A 16,997-nucleotide genomic window follows, 5' to 3' on the forward strand; every position below is an offset into this window, starting at 1 on the left:
GAAGAGCACATGACTTTACGGGTCGGCATCATCGGCGTCGGGTGGGGCGCACGTGTGCAGGTGCCCGGTTTCCGGGCGGCCAAGGGCTTCGAGCCCGTCGCGCTCTGTGCGCGTACACCCGATCGGCTGGAGCGTGCGGCGGCCAAACTGGGCATCGAACAGACCTCCACCGATTGGCAGTCTTTCGTTACCCGCGACGACCTAGACGTCATCTCGGTCGTGACTCCCACCGTGCTGCACCACGAAATGACGATTGCCGCACTGGCGGCGGGTAAGCCGGTGTTGTGCGAGAAGCCGCTGGCGGGCGACCTGGAAACGGCCCGCCACATGGTGCGTGCCGCGACCGACTCCAAACTGCCCACTGCCTGTTGTTTCGAGAACCGGTGGAACCCGGACTGGTTGGCCGTCGGGGACCGGGTGCGCTCGGGCTTCCTCGGCTCGCAGTACCTTGCGCGGGTCAGTCGCAGCGCGTCGTACTGGCATCCGAGTCATCCACTGCAGGCACATTGGATGTACGACCGCGAGCAGGGCGGCGGCTATCTGGCCGGCATGCTGGTGCACGACCTGGACTTCTTGTGCAGCCTGCTGGGCCGCCCGGTGTCGGTGTGCGCGGAGGTGCGCACCAGCGATCCTGTCCGCGAACTGCCCGACGGAGGGACCCTACCCGTCACCGCCGACGACACCGCGGCACTGCTGATGCGCATGGAGTCCGGGGTCACCGTCATTTTGAGCCTCTCGGTAATGGGCGCCCACGCCGATCACTATCGCCTCGAATTGTTCGGTTCCGACGGCACCATCATCGGCGACGGCGACTTGCGTTCCGCGGCATACAGCCTCGGCGCCGCCACCGATACCGGATTGAGCCCCCTGACGGTGGATGAACGCGAGCCCGCGCACCCCGAGCGGTTGCCCGGGGGCCTTGCGGGTCACGCCAGCAGGGCGATGGCGCTGATGCTGGAGGACTGGCTGCCCGCATTCGACGGCGGCCCGAGCGGCGCGGCCACCTTCGAGGACGGGTTATTGTCGCTCGCGGTGATCGACGCCGCGCACCGCTCGTCCGAAGGCGGCGGCTGGGAGCAGGTGCGGGCTTGAGATGTGCACTGAAAATAGGCTTCACCTCGACGGTGGCGGGACGCGAATGAACTGCGTCAAGAGTGAACAACGGCGCGGCGTGCAACGTCGTGATCGCCTGCCGTTCGCTCCGACGATGTGATTGATCGTCAAACGCAGAGGGCTGTAGTCAAGACGTAATCACTAGCCGAAGGGAAGTGCCCAATGAGAGGCGGACCGTCGATCAAGCATCTCGACGACGTACCGGCTGAGGAGATGCTGCGTTATGAGTTCGCAGATGGCCGTACGGCGTCGATATGGGAGAAGTGGATTGAGCTGTCTCCCCGGTACTTCGCGTTCTGGAACAAGTGGGACCCGGGGGCCATCTCCTCGCAGCACGGTCACACCGGCGATCACAGCAATTTCATCCTGGCCGGCGAGATCCGCTGCGGCGACGTGGTCGCCCGCGCAGGCACGCACATCATGCTTGAGTGGGGGGACGTATTCGGACCTTGGGAGGCCGGCCCGCAGGGGTGTGAACTGTATGGGTTCATCGCCGGTGAGGGACAACCGTTCGGCGGCGATACCGCCGCGTACGAGGCACTGCTCGAGGCGCGTGGCGCCCGGTCGGTACCGTTACCGATGCCAAAAAATCTACCGCCGTGGATACTTGCCAAATTGGGCGCCTCATTCACCTCATCGATTACCAACTGGGTGGCGTCGACCTGAGCCGCGCGCGTGTAGCGCCCGGTCGTCGGGTTAGTTGAGGGACGAGCCGGCATCAACCGTCACGTGCCGGCCGGTTATCGCTCGCGATTCGTCCGCCGCCAAGAACGCCACCGCGGCGGACGCATCCGTGTCAGCCCAGGTCGTAACAGGCCACGACATGGTGGAAAGCGACGCCGCGCCAACGCGATCAACGTCGAGCATGACGGGCCGATACAGCCGTCCGGCGTAGCCAGAGTCGTAGCCGTTCTCCGAACCGCTGGCGGTATTCACCCGAATACCAAGTGGCGCAAGCTGTTTAGCTAGCATCTGCACATACTGCGAAACCATCGACTGCGCGAGTTCATACGCCGCCCCGCCGGGCCCCTGCAGCCGATCGTGGAGAGGTCCTTGCGCCGACGATGAGGGACCGGAAGCGATAAGAGACGCGCCTTCGCTCAATCGTGGCATCGCGGCGCTGAAACTGTTTACCACGCCGAGGAAGTCGACGTCGAACGTGTCGATGAAGGCGGCGATCGGGGCTTCCGCCCGAGTTGGGGCGATGGCGGCGCTCGCGACGACGACGTCGAGCCCGCCGAGTTGCCGTACCGCGGTGTCGACTGCGATCTCCATTTCGGTTCGATCGCAGACATCGCAGCGGTACACCGCCGCTCGTCGTTCGAGCTTCTCGATCATGCAAGCGGTGCGGTCGAGGTCTTCGCTAGTGGCAAGCGGATAATCACACGAAGGGATGTTGTCACACAGATCTACCAACATGATGTCTGCGCCTTCGCGGGCCAAACGTAGCGCGTGGCTTCGACCCCGTCCTCTGGCTGCACCAGTGACGAGCGCCACCTTGCCTGCCAGACGTCTGCTGATCACGTCACTCCTCCCCAGAGCCATCCCGCGGTCGCGAGCGTCCCGGCAGTGTCCACGCACTTCAGCCGAGCAGATGACATCTCGCTTCCTTTCTCACGCTGCACTCGGTCGATGTGCCGCCAGATCGTCCGGTCACGTGCCCAGCGGACCTCGTATGTGACACCGCATTGCCTCAGCCGAGTGATCCCTCGGCGGGCGGATAAATCAGTACGCCACGGATATTGGCGCCGGCGTGCATGTCGGCGTAGCCGTCGTTGACCTTCTCCAGGGGGTAGGTGCGGGTGACCATGGATTCGAGGTCGACCTGCCCGGCGCTGTACAACTCGAGGATCTTAGGGATGTCGGCACGCGGATTGCCCGAGCCGTAGAGGGTTCCGACAATCTGCTTCTCGGTCAGGGTGAGGTCCATCAGATTAGCCCGGATCTCCCGTTCCAGCATCGGGTGGATGTTGGTGACCACCAGCCGGCCACGCTTGGCCGTCATGGCCAGCGCCTGGCCGACTAGTTGGCCGTCACCGACTCCCATAGCACAGATGAACTTGTCTACGCCGCGGTTCCAGGTAGCTTCGGCGACAACGGCTTTCGCCTCGTTCCAGTCCGCCGCGGTATGAGTGGCTCCCATCTTGACCGCTTCGGCCCGTTTGTACTCCGAGGGGTCGATGACGGTGATGGTGCGGGCACCCGCGAGCCGCGCGCCCTGGACTGCCGCGGCGCCGATGCCACCGACCCCGGCGATGGCAACTGTGTCGCCCGGCCTGACGTTGGCGGCATAGACCGATGATCCCCAACCGGTGATGAAGCCGCAGCCCAGAAGGCAGGCCAGATCGAGGCGATAGTGGTCCGGGATCTTCACGCAACTGGCCTCGTGCACTACGGTGTGGTGGGCAAACGAGCCGACACCGCAGGCCAGCGCGAGGTCGTCGCCACCGAGATGGTGGCGAGCAGTGCCGTCGTGAATCTGCATGCCCGAGTAGATCTTTGCGCCGAGGTCGCACAGACTCTGGTGCCCCGTCGAGCATGACGGGCACCGTCCGCACGACGGGATGAAGCTGAACACCACGTGGTCGCCCGGCGACAGCCACGACACGTGCTCGCCGACGGCCTTGACCACGCCCGCGCCCTCGTGCCCGCCGATGCAGGGCAATCGGATCGGCATGTCGCCGGTGACGAGATGGTCGTCGGAGTGACACATGCCCGAAGCGTGTAGTTCGATCAGCGCCTCGGTCGCCTTCGGCGCGTCGAGCTCGATGGACTCGATGGACCAGGGTGTGTTGCGTTCGAACAAGACCGCTGCTTGAGTCTGCACTGGAATCCTTTCCGGCTCAACGAATGATGGCTTGATGCTCGACAAACCCGGCGATGCCCTCGGGGCCCCCCTCGCGGCCGATGCCGGACTGCTTGAATCCGCCGAACGGGCTGGCGAAGTCGAGCACGGCGGTCGAGTTGACGGCCACTGAACCCACCAGCAGCTGGGCCGCCACCGCCGCCGCCCGTTCCGCGTCGGCAGACCACACCGCGCCGACCAGCCCGTACCGGGAGTCGTTGGCGATGGCCACCGCCTCAGCGACGTCGTCGGCGCCGGTGTCGTCGTAGGCGATCACGACCGCGACCGGTCCGAAGACCTCTTCGCGGGCGATCTCCATGTCGTTGGTCGCGGCGACGACCGCGGGAGAGACGAACCACCCTGGGCGGTCGGGTCGCTCGCCGCCGACCAGCACGGTGGCGCCGTCCTGCCGCGCGCGCCGCAGGAACCCCTCGACCCTGTCGCGCGCAGCCTCGCTGATCAGCGGACCGATATCGGTGGCCCGGTCGGCGGGATCTCCGACAACCAGCCCGGCGACGGCGGCCGTCAGTGCGGCCACCAATTCGTCGTAGCGGCTGCGCGGCAACAAGATTCGCGTCAGAGCGGCGCACAGCTGACCATTGTTGCCCATCACGCCGGCGACCAGACCTGGCACCGTCGTCTCAAGCGGCGCATCGGGCAGCACGATGGCCGCGGACTTGCCGCCCAGTTCGGTGCTGCAGCGGCGGATTCGGGAGCCACACGACGCTGCGATCCTGGCACCGACGGCCGTCGAGCCGGTGAAGCTGACCTTGTCGACCCGCGGATGTTCGGTGAGCAGCTCGCCGGTTTCAGCGCCCCCGTTGACGACGTTGACGACTCCGTCGGGCAGTCCAGCTTCCTCGATCGCTTCCATCAGCACGCCGAATTCGAGTGGGGCATCGGGCGCCGGCTTGAGCACCACTGTGCACCCCGCCGCCAGGGCGGGACCGAGCTTTAACGCTGCGATGAACAGCGGTGTGTTCCATGGCACGATGGCGCCGACCACGCCGACGGGAAGCTGACGCACCTCGACGGTGCCGCCCGTCACCGATGGACGGGTGGTCGAGAAGGGATAGTGTGGGGTGATCGACGCGTAGGCGCGCAGGACGCCGACCGCGGTGATGACCTGACCGAAGGTGCTCCAGGATCGCGGCGAGCCGATCTCCGCGGTGGTCAGGTCGGCCAGTTCACCCTTGCGGGCGCTCAGCGCGTCGGCGAGTCGCCCCAATGCGGCACCGCGATCGGCAGGAGCGACCCGCCCCCACGACTGCAGGGCGCCGCGGGCGGCGGCGACCGCGGCGCCCACGTCGTCAGGGCCGGCAATACCGACGGTGCCCAGCAGCTCGCCGGTGGCCGGCGACGTCACATCCAGTGTTCCGGCGTGCGCACCCGACACCCATTTGCCTGCGACATAGCTTGCCGCCAACTCCACCATGGGCACCGATTCTGGCAGCAATGTCATCTTTCGACAAGCAGCCCATTGGCTACGAAGCGACGATTTAGTTCCAGGTCTTCACTTTTTCTGACAGTATTGGTCACTATGACTGCATCGTCCGATAACGACGCCGACGGTAATTCCGGACGGCCGTGGGACCTGGTCGTGGAGCAGGGCAAGGTCGCCGAGTTCGCTGAGGCCATGTTGTGCGACGATCCCGCCTACCGTGGTCCTGACGCGATCATCCCGCCGACATTCCTGACGACCGCAGGCCGCTGGGCCCCGGCCGGTGTCCGGGTTGACGTGGGTTTCGACCGCAAGCGCTTGCTGCACGGCGAACAGGAATACACCTTTCACTCCGCCCCGCCCGCGGCCGGTGACGTCCTGACTGCACGGGAGAGGGTCGTCGACCGGTACTCGAAACCGGGCAAACGTGGGGGCACGATGCGTTTCGCCACCGTGGTTACTGAGTACCGCGACGCCGGCGGAGCGCTCGTCGCTGAGGCCAAAGCCACCTTCATCGAGACGGCCGCCCGATGAGTCCCGGCGACGGCGCAGGCGGACAGACCACGACGACCACCGCATTGCGTGTCGGCCTGCAGGCGCCGGTCCGCGAGTTCGGACCACTGACTCGGCAGATGTTCGTCCGCTACGCAGGTGCGTCCGGTGATTTCAACCCCATGCATTACGACGATCAACTTGCGCGTTCCGCCGGCTACCCTTCGGTGTTCGCCCAGGGCATGTTCTCCGCGGCGCTGCTGGCCGGGTTCGCCACCGATTGGCTGGGCGCGGGCAGCGTGCGCCGTTTCGGCGTCCGCTTTCGCGAGCAGGTCTGGCCGGGTGACGTGCTGACCTGCTCGGGCACTGTGACCGCCGTGTCGGCGGAGCCTGATGCCGAACGGGTGATCGTGGAGTTGACCGCTACCCGGCAGACGGGCGGCGTCGCGATCACCGGCACCGCCGAGTTCGTCAATCCGCGAAACGCCGCTCGATGCGGCGCCGGTGACGCAAATCGGCCATAGGCTGGAAACACTATGTCGGAGGCCTCGATCGTCCGCCGGGCCAGCTATGGTCCCTCCAGCCCCGCAGTGGGCGCTCGTGGTGCCAACACCCGGGGCCGTATCGCTGAGGTCTCGCTGGAGCTATTCGGCCGGGTGGGCTACTTCGACACCTCGGTCGACGCGATAGCCAAAGCGGCCGGGGTGTCCCGGGCCACCCTGTACCAGTACTTCAAAGGCAAGGACGAGATCTTCCTGGAGCTGCTCAACGAATGCGGCAGCGCGTTGTTTCGGGTGGCGCGTCGCATCGGTCCGCTCGGCCCGGACGAGGTCGGCTTCGACAATCTGAACTGGTGGCTAGGCGAGTGGAGTTGGGTGTTCGAAAAATACTCCACGATGTTCGTGCAGTGGACGGCGATCGCCTCGTCTGACACCAAGGTGCGTCCCGAAATCACCCGGTTTGTGCGCGGTTATAACCACCGTCTCGCCGAGCGGCTCGCCGGGTCGGGGCTCAACGGCCTGGACCCGGAGGTCGCGGCCATGGCGATGACCGCGCTGGTGCACCGCATCAATCTGTTCGTACATACCGACCGCGCTTATGGCCGTAGCGCCAAGGATGCGGTCGACACGTTGTCGGTATTCCTGCAGCTGATGTTGTTCCCCGACACCCCACGATCGGTGCTGCGGTCACTGCCTTTGCACGCCAGCACGGATGCGGCGGCCGACATCAACGCCCTCAAGGTGCCTCCGGCCCCAGACGTCGCGGGGCTCTCGATCAGCGAGCGCACCACCAGCCTCAGCAAGCGCGCCGTCACCACCGTAAATGCTTTGGCCGACGCCGGCGCAGCCCAGTTCCGTGCCCGGGGCTATCGCAGCACCAGTGTCGATGACATTGTCGAAGCGGCCAACGTGGCGCGGGGCACGTTCTACAAGTACTTCAGCGACAAGCAGGATCTGCTTGCCGCCATGGCCGCCGAAATCTACGGGGCCGGAACGGCATTCGCCCACCGGATCGCCGACGTCGACCCAGTGGCCAAGAAGTCGATGCTGCGGCACTGGCTGCGTACCTACGTCGAGTTCTACGACCGGTACTCGGGATGCATCGAAGCGTGGGCCGAAGGTGCCACCGACGACCCCACCATCGTGAGCATCGGGGAGAACGGCCAGGTGCAGATGGATATCGGCACGGCCAGGATGCTGATCCGCGGACCGGGTCGGTATCCGTTCGACCCGGTGGTCTCCGCACTGATCCTGCGTGCGCTCGTCACCCGGGTGCCGCAGGCCGCTCTCGATCTGCCCGAACCGATTGACGACGACGAGCTCGTCAATGTCTTAATGACTTGCATCAACCGCGGATTCTTCGGACGCGCGAAGTAGATCGAGTCCTGGGCTATGCCGTCGTAATACCAGCGGCGATGAGTTCGTCGGTCGCCTGTGCAGAATATCCCAACTCGCGCAAGATCTTTCGGTTGTGCTCGCCCAGCGCGGGCACGTCGCCAATAACCGGATCGACGCCTGCCAGGCCCGCGGGCGGCGGCAGCGCGGCAGCCGGACCGCCGGGCGTCTGAATCTCGTGCCATCGATCCCGGCCGACGAGTACCGGATGTAGCCACAAGTGGTCAACACCGTTCATGCGCGCGTGCGCCACGCCTGCGCTCTGCAGGCGCCCTTCGAGTTCCTCAGCGCTCAGCCGCGCCGCCACGGTGGTGATAATCGACTCCAACTCGTCGCGGTGCGCTACCCGATCAGGGTTCGTAGCGAACCGCGGTTCGTCGACGAGATCTCTTCTTTCCAAGACGATTTCGCAGAACCGCAGCCATTCGGCTGAATTCTGCACGCCCAGCAACACGGTGCCGCCGTCGCCCGCGGTGACCGGGCCGTACGGGGCGATCGTCGGATGCCGCGCGCCGGTGCGTGGCGGCGCCTTTCCCCCGTAGCGGCCGTAGTAAAGGGGTTGGGACATCCATTCGACCAACGCGTCGAATAACGACACCGAGACCGGCCGCACCGCGCCGGAGGTGGCGCGGGTGTAAAGCGCGGTGAGGATTCCGGAGAAGGCGAACATGCCGGCGGCGATATCGGCGATCGATACACCGGTGCGCGCCACCTCCGCCGGCGAACCGGTCACCGACAACAACCCGGCCTCGGCTTGTACCAAAAGGTCGTAGGCCTTGCGGTCGCGCCAAGGTCCGTCCTGTCCATAGCCGCTGATGGTCGCCGTGATGGTCCGTGGGTGCGCGCGGGCCACCGATTCGGCATCCAATCCCATCCGAGCCGCGGCACCCGGCGCCAGGTTTTGCACCAGCACGTCGGCGCCCTCGAGCAGACGCTCAACGATGCGCCTGCCCTCGGGCTGCTTGAGGTCGACAGTCAACGACTCTTTGCCACGGTTGAGCCAGACGAAGTAGCTCGACTCCCCGTGCACTGTGCGGTCGTAGCCGCGGGCGAAATCGCCGCCCTGCGGACGCTCGACCTTGATTACCCGTGCGCCGAGGTCCGCCAGCTGTCGGGTGGCGTACGGCGCGGCGACCGCCTGCTCGAGGCTCACGACGGTTATGCCGGCCAGTGGCGCATTCGTCATGTCGCCGGCGAATTCCGGGCCGGCTGACCGGTCCAACCGCCTGCCTCGTATTCGGCTGTAATACCCGAACCGCGGACGCACACAGTGCAGCACCTCTGAGGATTAGATGACGGATACGTCAGAAAATCATATCAGGGTGACCTAGTAGCCCCCGGATGCATTGCGCAGACAGAAAACACCATATGTATGCGGTGTCAGATTAGATGGCTCGGCGCCGTTCTACCGCACCTACGAATGCGCGGACGGTGGCTACGTCGCCGTGGGTGCGCTTGAACCGGCCTTCTTCGCCGAGTTGCTGCGGCTGCTGGAGATCGACCCGGACACCCTGGGCCCGCAACGGGCGCGTGCCGGCTGGCCCGCGATGCGCGATGCCCTGTCGGACAAATTCTGGGAGGAAACTCGGGACCACTGGGCGCGGGTTTTCGCGGATAGCGACGCGTGCGTCACGCCGGTTCTGACCGCGACCGAGGCGATCGACGATCCGCATATGCGGGCATGCAACGTGTTCGTCGACGTCGACGGGATCCGTCAACCGGCGTCCGCGCCGCGCTTCTCCCGAACCCCGGCCGCGCAACCGCGGCCCACGCGCGTGGCGCCTCGGTCACGCTGACGCCGCGACGGCCATCCCGGTGATCCATTCCGGCACAGGCTCATAGACCATCGGGGTTACCGGCCGCCCACCGCCCGCGGCGCCCGCGGCAAGCCAGGTCCTGACCTCGTTGGCGCCCGCGCCCGCACGGGTGTGGGCGGTGTCGACGAGCCGAATCAGCGAAGCGACGTCCCAGTTCGACATGGCGTCCAACACTTCGGCGTCCCAATCGGGACGGATCTTGGTGCGCGCTGCCGCCATACCCTCGGCGATGATCCGAGCCCGGTCTTCGTCGCTGAGGTCGTAGGTGTCGACCTCCAGACTCGGCGGGGAATGCGACAACCCGCCGGTGCCGATCACCAGCACCCGCTCAGCGATCCCGTCCAGGAACCGGCCAACCTCCGCGCCGAATTCTGCGACCCGACGGCCCGTCGGCAGCGGAGCCGTGGCACAGTTCACCGGCACCGGGATGACCGGCTTGACCGCCAAGTCGCCGAGCAGATCCCGAACGGGCTGGGCGAACGCGTGATCCAGTCCGATGTCACGACATGCCGCGACATCGAACCCGGCCGACAGCAGGTGTTCGCACAATCCGCGTGCCACCGCGGACGGCACATCAAGGTTGCCGGCCGGGTGGCCGCCTTCGGCCAGAATCGATCCGGACAACGCGACCCCGAAGGCGGGTACAACGTGTCGAAACGCGCGGCGGTGGTCACCGCCGAACACGATCACCACGTCGGGATCGAAGCGTTGCGCGCGTTCGGCCGCTGACGTCAGCGCCGAGCGGAACCGGCGACCGAAGGCGTGTTCGACATCGCGTTCCTTACCCGGGCTGTGGCTCGCGCAGACGACCAGCCGGTCTGACGTCACGTCCATCACCTCTCCGCTAGAAATGACACTAATGTTAGATCAGTCGCCGGCCGACCACGGCATCACACCGTGATGACGATGCCTTGCGTCAACGCCACGATGACGCCGAGGATCACGATGAACGCCACGCATGCCGCGACAAGCCGGACGGTTTCTCGCTGCAGCGCGGCATTGGTCTGCGGAGGAAGAAAGAATTCAGCGGGCAGCTTGTTCATGCGTTCGCTTGCCACCAGGACTCCTTTCGGATCACGGAATGTAGGGGCTGTCGGCGCCGGTCACGGTGCGCAACACCACCAGCGGAATGATCAGGAACACAAAGAAGGTGACCTGGAAGACGATGAACCAGGCGCCCAGTCGCATGATTTCGAAGCGCCACCGCGGAATCGCCACGTCGTAGTTGAGGTAGTCGTCGAATTCTTGCTGTCTAGTCGAGACCAATTGGTTGGTGGCAACGGCTGTCCCGCCGCGACTTTCGGTGTCGGCAGGCGGATGCAACCTGGTCCGCGGGACGGTGAAACGATCTAACCGGCAGAATCGCTCAAAATGGTTGAGGCCGCGAATCGGTGGCTTGCCGGCCCAATAGGCGATCAGGTTGGGCCATACGCACATGATGCCGATGGTCCAGAGCAGTGTGATGCGACCGCCGTTGCCCCACTCCAGAACCGGCCCGATGCCGGGATCGTAGGTCCACCAACCCATCGCCGTCGCGGTGCCCTCGACGGCGAAGTCCCAGATGTAGTTGACCGGAATCGCCAGCACCAACATGGATTTGAGCATGCTCCAGCCGAACCGCGCGGACACCCATTGACTCAGCCACAACACCAGAAGCGCATGCACTCCCCAGTACACCGCGTAGGCGAACGGCATGAACAACGGATCGTTAGGGGTCTTGATCGGTAGCCATTCGAGCAGATGGTGCTGGGCGAACGCCGGGCTGTAGAAGAGCATCTGGCCCCAGTCGCCGATGGTCTCCATCCAATACACCGCGAGGCTGTTGAACAGGAAGAGGAATCCCCAGGTCAGGCGCCGCCGACGAATGACGTCGGCTATCGCCAGAACGATGAAGATGCTGCCGGCGATCGGTATCACCCAGTTGAAGAACCAGACGCCAGATGGGTTGAGGGTTGCTGGTGGTGCCAATTGTGATGTGGCGAAAAGCATCGTTGCCTCTCAGCGGGCAGGTGAGGGAGCGGACCTCATTTCGTTCAGCCGATCTTTCTACATATGTAACCTAGTTGACTATATTCGTTCGTCACCAGAATCTGTGATGGAGGGTGCCGCTGTATGACGGCTCGAATGCTGCGGCATACCGCTAGCAGCCCGGCATCCGATGACGGACGTTGACACTATGACAGTGAACTGTCATCTTTGGTAGGTCGTGCAAAAGGAGCTACCTAGTGACTGATCTGAAGTCCTCTAGCCGGGCAGAGTCATCTGCCATCGAGCCTCCGCAGATCAAGACGATTCGGCCGGTGTTGTTGTGGTCGAGCCTCGGCACGGTGTGCGTAGTAATCGCCGCCTACGTCTATATCTCGTGGATCGCGTCGGGGAATGCGACCCCGGTGAATCCCGGTCCCGACCCGATCCCCGCGGCCACCCACTGGGCGATGACCGCCTTCCAGATCGCCTGCCCCATACTGGCGATGGCTGCCATCGGCTACGTTATCCGCAAGAGCGTGCGCGAGCGTCAACTCTGCGTCGAAGCTGCCATCGTGATCGGATCGGCGATCGCATGGTGGCACGATCCCCTGATCAACTGGTTTCAGCCGGCACTGTTCTACAACGCCGGCTTGCTCAATTTCGGCAACTGGACGCAGAACATCCCGGGCTGGCTCAGCCCCGACGGTCGATTGATGGCCGAGCCGGTGCTGATGATCGGAATGATCTACATCTGGATGCCGCTGGCCATGGGCTCGTTCGCCCGGTGGACCATGGGGCAGGCGCGGCACCGATGGCCGACGCTGGGGCCCGTTCGCACGTTCTGCACCGGTTGGCTTGCGGTGTACGTCATCGAGTTTCCGCTCGAGATCTTTGCGGTGCGCCACGGCCTGCTCGGCTATCCGGCGTCGATTCCCGGCGTCACGCTCTGGGCGGGTCAGACGATGCAGATACCGCTCTACGGCCCCATCCTGTGGTCGCTGGTGCTCAGCTCCAGCGGAGCGCTGATGTTCTTTCGCAACCGCGCCGGCCAAATCAGGGTGGAGGCGGGTGTGGAGACGCTGGGGTGGGCAGGGCCATGGGCCAGAGGACTGCTGAGGGTGCTCGCGGTCACCGGGTTTCTGCACGTCGTGGCGATCGGCGTGTACGACCTGCCGGTGAACTTCGCGGGCCTTTACGCCGGGCCGACCCAGACCTACCCGAGCTATCTGCGCACGCAGTACTGCGGACCGGACACCCCGCGGGCGTGCCCCGACGGCACCCGTTTCGACGATCGCTAGCTCGCCCTACTTCAGTACCGCGGGCAGGGCGGCGAACTCCTGGCGGATCAGGTCGTCGAGTGAACGGCCTGGCGTCGAAAGCCACTGATTGAGGGCGCGCTCGACGAGCAGCATGCCAACGGCCGCCAAGAGCCGGCATTCGCTGTCGGGGGCGGGCATCCGGCGCCGTTCGGCGATCACGTGAGCGACGGTCTCGGCGTTGGCCTCGTGGTTTTTGCGTTCGCGGCCCAGCAACACGAGCGACGACGCGACGGCGTCGTGGTACTGCGCGATCCTTTTACGGATGCGCTTGAGTCCTGGTGCAAGCAACGCGAATGAATTCGCCAACGCCTCGAAGTCTGATGCCTCCTCCGGTTGAGCGAGGTAGACCCCGCTCACGGCGTCGATGAAGTCGTACTCGCCGAAGAAAAGCACCGACTCTTTGGTTGGGAAGTAGCGGAAGAAGGTCCTCGGCGAAACGCCCACGCTCTCGGCGATCTGGTCCGTGGTGGTCTCGTCGTAACCGTTGGTGCTGAACAGGTTCAGGGCCGCGTTCAGCAGAGCATTGCGGACCCGGTCCGCATGCGCGTCCCGCGGTGATCGGTCGCCCCGGGCCATCCGCCATCCCCTTTCCCGTCTGGGTATCCCGACAGTACAACGGCTCCGGGTGCCGGCACATCGTTGACACTCGTTGTGATACCGACGATACTTTCCAATATATGACAGTGAACTGTCATAGTGTTACTTGAGCGCCAGCCGGCGCGGGTAGGGAGGATCTCGTCTCAATGACCGAGCTTGGCATCACCGGAACGCTGAACATCAACGATCTGCCCTTCGCGGAGGACCGCACGCGCGCTTGGCGCGAGCTGCGGGAGGCCGGCGAGGCGGTGAGTTCTGGCGAGGAGGTCGTGCTCACCAGTGCCGAGGCCGTCGAGTTCGCGGCCAAGAAACCTGAGATCTTCTCGTCGGCGAGGGCTTTCGACCGGCTGGGAAGTCCGGTTCCGTTGGTACCGATCGCGATCGATCCGCCAGATCACACCCGCTTCCGCCGAATGCTTGACCCGTTCTTCGGCCCGAAGAAAATGGCCGAGCGTGAGCCCGAACTACGCAGGCAGGCAGGCGAATTGATCGATGCCATTGTCGCGAGGGGCGAGTGCGACGTGGTACCCGATCTCGCGACACCTTTTCCCTCCCAGGTGTTTTTGACGCTGTTCGGGCTGCCCATGGCCGACCGCGACCGGCTGGTCAAGTGGAAGGACGCGATCTTGCAGTTCACCGATCCGAGTAGCACCGAAGCGACCCCGGAGGTGATGGCTCATGCGCTGGAACTGTTCAGCTATTTGACCGAGCACATCGCCGAGCGGCGCGCCGATGCAACCGGTAACGACATGCTGACCCAGCTGATCCAAGATACCGACGAGGGCGGAATGTCGGACAACGAGATTTTGGGCCTGTGTTTCATGTTCGTGCTGGCCGGGCTCGACACCGTCACCTCTGCCGTCGGGTTCTCCTTGGCCAGGCTGGCGGCCGACGACGACATGCGTCGGCGTATTGCGCACGACTTCACGCTCATACCGGCGTTCATCGAAGAAATCTTGCGCGTCGACGGCCCGGTTCCGTTTGCGCCACGTGTCACCACGGAGGGGGTCGAAGTGGCGGGCAGGTTCGTGCCCAAGGACACCACGGTCATGCTCAGTTATGGCAGCGCCGACCGCGATCCGCGTCGATACCAGGATGCCGACCAGATTCATCTTGACAGCAAGGTCGTGCACTTCGCATTCGGGCGTGGACCGCACCGGTGTCTGGGTTCACATCTGGCGCGTCTCGAACTACGGCTCATCCTCGAGGAGTGGCACTCACGCATTCCCGAATACACTCTGGCGCTGGGCAAGCCGCCACAGATGCCCTGGCCGACCGGGACGATGTCGCTGCAATCGGTGCCGCTGAACATCAAGCCGTCGTCGAGGGGTCAATAGATCTCGCGGCTGTCGCGGAACGCTCAACCGACCTTGGGGATGATTTCCTCGGCTACCCACTGCATGTGGTCGAGGTAGGCGCTGAGCCCGTCCAGCGCAGGGGGATTCACCCAAGTGTCCGTGACGCCGCGCTCGGCCAGCATGTTGCAGTTGTCGATGACCTGCTGGGCGCTCTGGCCGAACTGCGCATCCGGATCGTCGACGATGGCGTGCTCCTGACCGACGGACAACACCGCCAGGCTGTAGAACACCGAAAACGGACGGTCGTCGAACCCGGGCTGCGAGCGTAGGTAATCCAATTTGGCCGGCAGCTCGTCGGGCTTGGTGAGCCATGGCGCCCAGCCGTCTCCGAACCGGGCCGCCCGGCGCAGTACCGCGTCGGCGTCTCCGCCCATCCACACCGTCGGGTGGGGTTTGGAAATTGGCTTGGGCCCGAACGCGATGTCGTCGAACTTGACGAATTCACCGTCGTAACTTGGCGAATCGCTATGCCACAACTCGAACATCGCCTCGAGATATTCGTCTGCCATGCGGCCGCGCTTGGTGAAGGGGACACCGATCGCGTCGTACTCCTCTTTAAGCCAGCCGACACCGACGGTGGTCTGAGCGCGACCGCCACTAAGCCAGTCGAACGTTGCGATCTGCTTCGCGGCGATGATCGGATTGTGCAGCGGCAGAATGGTGACCATCGAGCCGACGGTGATCGTCGAGGTGGCGCCTGCGACGAAGGCCTGGGCAGTGGTGGCGTCGAAGTAATGATCCCCGGACAACTCGAGATGAGCCGTCGGGGTGAGGAAGTGCTCTGGCAGAAATACCATCGAATAACCCAGCTGCTCGGCGTGTTGGGCGACTCGCGCAATGTCGGCACCGGAGAGCTGATGTTCCCAGGGCTGGGTGATGGCGGCGACGTGCATGCAATTGGGCAGGTAAACCGTGAATCTCATCTGGCGCCTTCCGATTTCGTGGTCCGGGGGCGGAGCGCCGACTGATGGTTCTCGCGCACCCGACCGTGGCCCGCCCATTATGGCAGTCTACTGACAAACGTCAAGGTTCCGGCGGCGGACCCAGTCGGTTCGGCGCCCGGTCAGGTCACGCCGTCGGCGAACCATGACTCTGACGTTGACTGTGGCAGTGGACTGTCATAGTGTGGGTCCAATCCCTGGCTGTTGCGAAAGGCGTGTCACGTGGCTCCGAACCTGTTCATAGCGCTCACCAACCCGATCGAGGGTGAAGATGATGCCTTCAACAAGTGGTATGACGCTCAGCATGTACCGGAGGTGCTCGACGTTCCGGGAGTGGTTGCGGCGCAGCGTTACGACATCACCGAACTGAAGGTGCCCGACGACGAGGATCTGCCGGCCCAGCTCCCGCCGCCGACCCACCGTTACATGGTGATCTACGAGCTGGACAACGAGCCCGATGTCGTCATGGCGGAATTTCTGAAACGTGTCATGGCCGGAACCCTCACGCTAGGGGAGTGGCTTGATCTGACCACGGTTTCGCTCACGGGATGGGCGCCGCGCGGCGAACGCGTGCCGGCGGACCGCTAGTGGGCGAGCTGCTCGCCGGTATTCGCGCCCAGCGGGCGTGTCGGCGATTTGACCCAGAAGGCAAAGTACCCGATTCCGACGTCGAGCAGATGTTGGCGGCCAGCGTGCACGCGCCGAGCGCGGAGAATTCTCAGCCCTGGACGTTCATCGTGGTTCGCGACGAGGGCAACCGTGCACTTCTCGCGTCTTGGTGGACGGAGACGTGGAATGCCGGCGGCGGCGACTTCGTCAAGCAAAGCGTCGAAGACAAGGTGCTGGTCGCCGACCTCGAATTCGGTTTCAGCAAAGGCGGCTTCGCCGCGGCGCCGGTCGTCATAGTGGTGTGCGCCGACACGGATCGCGTGCCGGAGATCTATGCACCGTCGTCGATCTACCCCGCCGTGCAGAACATGCTGCTTGCCGCTGCCGACCTGGGATATGGCTCGTGTCTGACCACCGGTCTGACCACCTTTGGTGTCGATCGTGTGCGGGAACTGCTGCAGCTGCCGCAGAACCTGATACCGATGGCCGCGGTCTACGTGGGCCTGCCCGCACGCAAGCTTTCACCACCGCGCCGCCGCCCGGCGACGTCGGTGACCTACCGCGAGGGTTTCGGTAACCCGTGGTGACGAGAACGGAGAGTT

Annotated in this window: 19 protein-coding genes; 10 read left to right on the forward strand and 9 right to left on the reverse strand. The window is 64.6% G+C overall.

Going from position 1 to position 16,997, the window contains the following annotated elements; translation table 11 throughout:
• Positions 1 to 9: 9 nt before the first annotated feature.
• The gene (locus tag P6281_RS08740) at positions 10 to 1,092 is read left to right on the forward strand and encodes a Gfo/Idh/MocA family protein (RefSeq protein ID WP_324738773.1); all 1,083 of its coding nucleotides are present in this window, start codon (positions 10 to 12) and stop codon (positions 1,090 to 1,092) included.
• A gap of 183 nt (positions 1,093 to 1,275) precedes the next feature.
• Entirely contained in the window at positions 1,276 to 1,779 is a 504-nt protein-coding gene (locus P6281_RS08745; protein WP_163714892.1) for a hypothetical protein, read from the forward strand.
• Positions 1,780 to 1,809: 30 nt separating this feature from the next.
• Here the strand turns inward: P6281_RS08745 and P6281_RS08750 are convergent, their stop codons facing one another.
• From P6281_RS08750 to P6281_RS08760, 3 genes are all read right to left on the reverse strand, one after another.
• The gene (locus P6281_RS08750) at positions 1,810 to 2,658 is read right to left on the reverse strand and encodes an SDR family oxidoreductase (RefSeq protein ID WP_324738774.1); all 849 of its coding nucleotides are present in this window, start codon (positions 2,656 to 2,658) and stop codon (positions 1,810 to 1,812) included.
• A gap of 148 nt (positions 2,659 to 2,806) precedes the next feature.
• A complete protein-coding gene (locus tag P6281_RS08755; RefSeq protein WP_163714895.1) occupies positions 2,807 to 3,940 on the reverse strand; it encodes an NDMA-dependent alcohol dehydrogenase in 1,134 nt (377 codons plus the stop codon).
• A gap of 16 nt (positions 3,941 to 3,956) precedes the next feature.
• The gene (locus tag P6281_RS08760) at positions 3,957 to 5,420 is read right to left on the reverse strand and encodes an aldehyde dehydrogenase (RefSeq protein ID WP_324738775.1); all 1,464 of its coding nucleotides are present in this window, start codon (positions 5,418 to 5,420) and stop codon (positions 3,957 to 3,959) included.
• Positions 5,421 to 5,498: 78 nt separating this feature from the next.
• Here P6281_RS08760 and P6281_RS08765 point away from each other — a divergent pair, with 78 nt between their 5' ends.
• The 3 genes from P6281_RS08765 to P6281_RS08775 are packed head-to-tail and all read left to right on the forward strand — an operon-like array spanning position 5,499 to position 7,768.
• On the forward strand, positions 5,499 to 5,933 hold the full coding sequence (locus tag P6281_RS08765) for an FAS1-like dehydratase domain-containing protein (RefSeq protein WP_317727695.1): 435 nt from the start codon (positions 5,499 to 5,501) through the stop codon (positions 5,931 to 5,933).
• Positions 5,930 to 6,415 carry a MaoC/PaaZ C-terminal domain-containing protein gene (locus tag P6281_RS08770; protein WP_324738776.1) on the forward strand — a complete coding sequence of 162 codons (486 nt, stop codon included), beginning with the start codon at positions 5,930 to 5,932 and terminating at the stop codon, positions 6,413 to 6,415. Before P6281_RS08765 ends, P6281_RS08770 begins: the two co-directional genes overlap by 4 nt.
• A gap of 12 nt (positions 6,416 to 6,427) precedes the next feature.
• Positions 6,428 to 7,768: a TetR/AcrR family transcriptional regulator gene (locus P6281_RS08775; protein ID WP_163714907.1), complete on the forward strand. Its 1,341-nt coding sequence runs from the start codon at positions 6,428 to 6,430 to the stop codon at positions 7,766 to 7,768.
• 13 nt (positions 7,769 to 7,781) lie between these two features.
• On the opposite strand, the gene P6281_RS08780 is transcribed toward P6281_RS08775, so the two are convergent.
• Entirely contained in the window at positions 7,782 to 8,972 is a 1,191-nt protein-coding gene (locus tag P6281_RS08780; RefSeq protein ID WP_167526057.1) for a CaiB/BaiF CoA transferase family protein, read from the reverse strand.
• Positions 8,973 to 9,132: 160 nt separating this feature from the next.
• On the opposite strand from P6281_RS08780, the gene P6281_RS08785 reads away from it, so the two are divergent.
• Positions 9,133 to 9,582 carry a CoA transferase gene (locus P6281_RS08785; protein ID WP_324738777.1) on the forward strand — a complete coding sequence of 150 codons (450 nt, stop codon included), beginning with the start codon at positions 9,133 to 9,135 and terminating at the stop codon, positions 9,580 to 9,582.
• Here P6281_RS08785 and P6281_RS08790 read toward each other — a convergent pair.
• From P6281_RS08790 to P6281_RS08800, 3 genes are read right to left on the reverse strand one after another with little or no spacing between them, the layout of a single operon-like run.
• Complete coding sequence (locus P6281_RS08790; protein WP_324738778.1) at positions 9,574 to 10,437, reverse strand: 3-carboxyethylcatechol 2,3-dioxygenase; 864 nt, start codon at positions 10,435 to 10,437, stop codon at positions 9,574 to 9,576. The two genes, P6281_RS08785 and P6281_RS08790, sit on opposite strands and share 9 nt — an antisense overlap.
• Positions 10,438 to 10,493: 56 nt before the next feature.
• Positions 10,494 to 10,661, reverse strand: a complete 168-nt coding sequence (locus P6281_RS08795; protein WP_155254932.1) for a DUF7156 family protein — start codon at positions 10,659 to 10,661, stop codon at positions 10,494 to 10,496.
• Positions 10,662 to 10,677: 16 nt separating this feature from the next.
• Positions 10,678 to 11,592, reverse strand: coding sequence for a spirocyclase AveC family protein (locus P6281_RS08800; RefSeq protein ID WP_324738779.1), 915 nt, complete (start codon positions 11,590 to 11,592; stop codon positions 10,678 to 10,680).
• A 236-nt stretch (positions 11,593 to 11,828) separates the two neighbouring features.
• Between P6281_RS08800 and P6281_RS08805 the strand changes: the two genes are divergently transcribed.
• The gene (locus P6281_RS08805) at positions 11,829 to 12,869 is read left to right on the forward strand and encodes a spirocyclase AveC family protein (protein WP_324738780.1); all 1,041 of its coding nucleotides are present in this window, start codon (positions 11,829 to 11,831) and stop codon (positions 12,867 to 12,869) included.
• A gap of 6 nt (positions 12,870 to 12,875) precedes the next feature.
• Here P6281_RS08805 and P6281_RS08810 read toward each other — a convergent pair whose 3' ends face one another.
• Complete coding sequence (locus P6281_RS08810) at positions 12,876 to 13,466, reverse strand: TetR family transcriptional regulator (RefSeq protein ID WP_163714922.1); 591 nt, start codon at positions 13,464 to 13,466, stop codon at positions 12,876 to 12,878.
• A gap of 167 nt (positions 13,467 to 13,633) precedes the next feature.
• Here P6281_RS08810 and P6281_RS08815 point away from each other — a divergent pair, with 167 nt between their 5' ends.
• Positions 13,634 to 14,824 carry a cytochrome P450 gene (locus P6281_RS08815; protein ID WP_163714924.1) on the forward strand — a complete coding sequence of 397 codons (1,191 nt, stop codon included), beginning with the start codon at positions 13,634 to 13,636 and terminating at the stop codon, positions 14,822 to 14,824.
• Between the two features lie 23 nt (positions 14,825 to 14,847).
• On the opposite strand, the gene P6281_RS08820 is transcribed toward P6281_RS08815, so the two are convergent.
• Complete coding sequence (locus P6281_RS08820; protein ID WP_163714928.1) at positions 14,848 to 15,768, reverse strand: TIGR03619 family F420-dependent LLM class oxidoreductase; 921 nt, start codon at positions 15,766 to 15,768, stop codon at positions 14,848 to 14,850.
• Positions 15,769 to 16,008: 240 nt separating this feature from the next.
• On the opposite strand from P6281_RS08820, the gene P6281_RS08825 reads away from it, so the two are divergent.
• Together P6281_RS08825 and P6281_RS08830 are read left to right on the forward strand one after the other, a co-directional pair.
• Positions 16,009 to 16,374 (forward strand): DUF4286 family protein, encoded by a 366-nt coding sequence (locus P6281_RS08825; protein ID WP_163714930.1) that lies wholly within the window; start codon positions 16,009 to 16,011, stop codon positions 16,372 to 16,374.
• On the forward strand, positions 16,374 to 16,982 hold the full coding sequence (locus P6281_RS08830) for a nitroreductase family protein (RefSeq protein ID WP_163714934.1): 609 nt from the start codon (positions 16,374 to 16,376) through the stop codon (positions 16,980 to 16,982). The genes P6281_RS08825 and P6281_RS08830 overlap by 1 nt, the downstream gene beginning before the upstream one ends.
• The last annotated feature ends 15 nt before the right edge of the window (positions 16,983 to 16,997 follow it).

Origin of the sequence: Mycobacterium sp. 5-140-3-2, assembly GCF_035666375.1 — a bacterium.
GTDB classification, from domain to species: domain Bacteria; phylum Actinomycetota; class Actinomycetes; order Mycobacteriales; family Mycobacteriaceae; genus Mycobacterium; species Mycobacterium intracellulare.

Bases quoted from the DNA above. Each gene is read 5' to 3' on its own strand.
- P6281_RS08740 (WP_324738773.1), top strand. From the start codon at position 10: ATGACTTTACGGGTCGGCATCATCGGCGTCGGGTGGGGCGCACGTGTG.
- P6281_RS08775 (WP_163714907.1), top strand. From the start codon at position 6,428: ATGTCGGAGGCCTCGATCGTCCGCCGGGCCAGCTATGGTCCCTCCAGC.
- P6281_RS08820 (WP_163714928.1), bottom strand. From the start codon at position 15,768: ATGAGATTCACGGTTTACCTGCCCAATTGCATGCACGTCGCCGCCATC.
- P6281_RS08770 (WP_324738776.1), top strand. From the start codon at position 5,930: ATGAGTCCCGGCGACGGCGCAGGCGGACAGACCACGACGACCACCGCA.
- P6281_RS08815 (WP_163714924.1), top strand. From the start codon at position 13,634: ATGACCGAGCTTGGCATCACCGGAACGCTGAACATCAACGATCTGCCC.
- P6281_RS08745 (WP_163714892.1), top strand. From the start codon at position 1,276: ATGAGAGGCGGACCGTCGATCAAGCATCTCGACGACGTACCGGCTGAG.
- P6281_RS08765 (WP_317727695.1), top strand. From the start codon at position 5,499: ATGACTGCATCGTCCGATAACGACGCCGACGGTAATTCCGGACGGCCG.
- P6281_RS08810 (WP_163714922.1), bottom strand. From the start codon at position 13,466: ATGGCCCGGGGCGACCGATCACCGCGGGACGCGCATGCGGACCGGGTC.
- P6281_RS08800 (WP_324738779.1), bottom strand. From the start codon at position 11,592: ATGCTTTTCGCCACATCACAATTGGCACCACCAGCAACCCTCAACCCA.
- P6281_RS08780 (WP_167526057.1), bottom strand. From the start codon at position 8,972: ATGACGAATGCGCCACTGGCCGGCATAACCGTCGTGAGCCTCGAGCAG.
- P6281_RS08790 (WP_324738778.1), bottom strand. From the start codon at position 10,437: ATGGACGTGACGTCAGACCGGCTGGTCGTCTGCGCGAGCCACAGCCCG.
- P6281_RS08750 (WP_324738774.1), bottom strand. From the start codon at position 2,658: ATGGCTCTGGGGAGGAGTGACGTGATCAGCAGACGTCTGGCAGGCAAG.
- P6281_RS08760 (WP_324738775.1), bottom strand. From the start codon at position 5,420: ATGACATTGCTGCCAGAATCGGTGCCCATGGTGGAGTTGGCGGCAAGC.